The sequence below is a fragment of the Streptomyces africanus genome (genome assembly GCF_002150735.1).
Taxonomy (GTDB): Bacteria; Actinomycetota; Actinomycetes; order Streptomycetales; family Streptomycetaceae; genus Streptomyces; species Streptomyces africanus.
In genome coordinates, this window is record NZ_MUKA01000615.1 from 1 (window position 1) to 2,735 (window position 2,735).

Below are 2,735 nucleotides of genomic sequence, written 5' to 3' on the forward strand. Positions count from 1 at the left end.
ACGAGGGCCGCGCCGACCTGGTGGGAGGCGAGGACCCAGCCGAAGACGATCGCGCTGTCCTCTCCGTACTGCTCGCGGCACAGGGCGAGGGTGGGCGGGACGGTGGCGACCCAGTCGAGGCCGTAGAAGACGATGAAGAAGATCATCGGCGGCTGGACGCTCGGTGTCACCAGCAGCAGGGGGAGGAAGAGGAGGGAGACGCCCCGCAGGGCGTAGTAGACGGCGAGCAGGCGCCTGGCTTCGAAGCGGTCGGTGAACCAGCCGGAGGCGATCGTGCCGACGACGTCGAAGACGCCGATGACCGCGAGCAGCGAGGCGGCGGTCGTCAGGGGCATGCCGTGGTCGTGGGCGGCGGGCACGAAGTGGGTCTGGATCAGGCCGTTGGTCGAGGCGCCGCAGATCGCGAAGGTGCCGGCGAGCAGCCAGAACGGGCCGGTGCGCGCGGCCGAGAACAGGACGTTCACGGTCCGGCGGGCGGCGCCGGGGACCGGTGGGGGCTTCGGTACGAACTCGGTGGCCCCGTACGGCTTCTGGCCCACGTCCGCGGGGTGGTCGCGCAGCAGGAGCCAGACGAACGGGACGACCGCCAGGGCGGCGAGCGCGACCGTCACGGCCGCCGGGCGCCAGTCGTGCCGCTCGACGATCCAGGACAGCAGGGGCAGGAAGATCAGCTGGCCGGAGGCGGACGCGGCGGTGAGGATGCCGCTGACCAGGCCGCGCCGCTCGGTGAACCAGCGGTTGGTGACGGTCGCCGCGAACGCCAGCGCCATGGAGCCGGAGCCGAGGCCGACCAACAGGCCCCAGCACAGCATCAGTTGCCAGGCCGCCGTCATCCACACCGTGAGGCCCGAGCCGAGCGCGATGACCGTCAGGGCGACCGCGACGACCCGGCGGATGCCGAAGCGGTCCATCAGGGCCGCCGCGAACGGGGCCGTCAGACCGTACAGCGCGAGATTGACCGAGACGGCGGCGCCGATCGTGCCGCGCGACCAGTCGAACTCGTCGTGCAGCGGGTCGATGAGCAGGCCCGGCACGGAACGGAAGGCGGCCGCGCCGATGATGGTCACGAAGGTGACGGCGGCGACGAACCAGGCCCGGTGCACGCGTGTGCGGCTGCCGCGGCCCGGCTTCGGCGGCTGCTGTGCGACTGCTGCGGCTTCGCTTGTCTGGGTCACGACATAGAGCTTCCGGCCTGCGGCAGGCTCCATCGAGTGGCCCGGAGGACAGCATTCGCTAGGATCGGGCCATGACATCGGCCAGCCATGCCCGCCGCGTCCCGGCCACCGGCTTCCGTCCTCACCGCGTCGTCGTCCTCGCCCTCGACGGGCTGCTCCCCTTCGAACTGGGCATCCCGCACCGCATCTTCGGCCGCCCCAAGGACGCCCTGGGGCGGCATCTGTACGAGGTGGTGACCTGCTCGGTCCGGGAGGCGGGCCCCGTCGGCACGGACGCCGACTTCGCCATCCACGTGGCGCACGGACCGGAGGCCCTCGCCGAAGCCGACACGGTGATCATCCCGTCGTCGTACCGACTCGGCCCGGTCCACCGCGAGGGCGTGCTGACCGACGAACTGGCCGCGGCCCTCGCCCGCCTCCGGCCCGGCACCCGGCTGGCCTCCATCTGCACCGGCGTCTACGTCCTCGCCGCCGCGGGCCTCCTCGACGGCCGCCCCGCCACCACCCACTGGGCCGACGCGGCGCGCCTCCAGCGGCTCTTCCCCAGGATCCGGGTCGACCCGGACGTGCTGTTCATCGACGACGGCGACGTGCTGACCTCCGCGGGCGTCGCCGCCGGCATCGACCTGTGCCTGCACATCGTGCGCCGGGACCACGGCGCCGCCGTCGCCAACGACGTGGCCCGCCGCACGGTCGTACCGCCGCACCGCGACGGCGGTCAGGCGCAGTACATCGAGCGGCCGGTGCCCGATCCGCAGCAGGCCTCCACCACCACCGCCCGCGCCTGGGCCCTGGGCCGGCTCCACGAGCCGATCCAGTTGCGCGACATGGCCGCCCAGGAGTCCATGTCGGTCCGCACCTTCACCCGCCGCTTCCGCGAGGAGACCGGCGTCAGCCCCGGCCAGTGGCTCACCCAGCAGCGCGTGGAACGGGCCCGGCACCTGCTGGAGACCACCGACCGCTCCGTCGACCAGGTGGCCCGCGACGCGGGCTTCGGCTCGGCCCAGTCGATGCGCCAGCACCTCCAGGCGGCGCTCGGCGTCACGCCCACCGCCTACCGGCGCACCTTCCGGACCGCCAGGGACAAGAGGGCCGTCAGAACGTGAGGACCGCGCGCGCCACCCGCCCGGCCTCCGCGTCCGCCGCCGCCTTCTCGAAGTCCTCGACCGGGTAGGTCCGGGTGACGAGTTCGTCGAGCAGCAGCCTGCCCTGGCGGTACAGCTCGGCGTACAGGGCGATGTCCCGCTGGGGGCGGGAGGAACCGTAGCGGCAGCCGAGGACGGACTTGTCGAGGTACATCGACGCCACGCGGAAGGACGCCTCGGCCGTGGCCGGCGGCACCCCGAGGAGGACCGCCTGGCCGTGCCGGTCCAGCGCGTCGATCGCCTGCCGGATCAGCTCCACCCGGCCGACGCACTCGAAGGCGTGGTCCACGCCCATGGGCAGGATGTCCCGCACGCCTGCTGTCGAGGTGAGGAAGTCCGTCGCGCCGAAGCGGCGTGCCACCTCCTCCTTCGCCGGGTTGGCGTCGACGGCCACGATCCGCAGGGCGCCCGCGAG

3 protein-coding genes are annotated in these 2,735 nt (G+C 73.2%); 1 reads left to right on the plus strand and 2 read right to left on the minus strand.

Translation table 11 applies throughout. The features are described 5' to 3' along the window. Positions 1–1,175: MFS transporter (locus tag CCL05_RS42675; protein ID WP_086565858.1), on the minus strand; the 1,175-nt coding region annotated here is incomplete at its 3' end. 71 nt (positions 1,176–1,246) lie between these two features. On the opposite strand from CCL05_RS42675, the gene CCL05_RS42680 reads away from it, so the two are divergent. After that, positions 1,247–2,281 (plus strand): GlxA family transcriptional regulator, encoded by a 1,035-nt coding sequence (locus CCL05_RS42680; RefSeq protein ID WP_086565857.1) that lies wholly within the window; start codon positions 1,247–1,249, stop codon positions 2,279–2,281. On the opposite strand, the gene CCL05_RS42685 is transcribed toward CCL05_RS42680, so the two are convergent. Further along, the coding region (locus tag CCL05_RS42685) for a zinc-binding dehydrogenase (protein WP_143590060.1) at positions 2,271–2,735 on the minus strand (465 nt) is incomplete at its 5' end. The genes CCL05_RS42680 and CCL05_RS42685 overlap by 11 nt on opposite strands.

What these genes read in the sequence shown, in the direction of transcription:
- CCL05_RS42680 (WP_086565857.1), top strand. Translation starts at nt 1,247, where the DNA reads ATGACATCGGCCAGCCATGCCCGCCGCGTCCCGGCCACCGGCTTCCGT.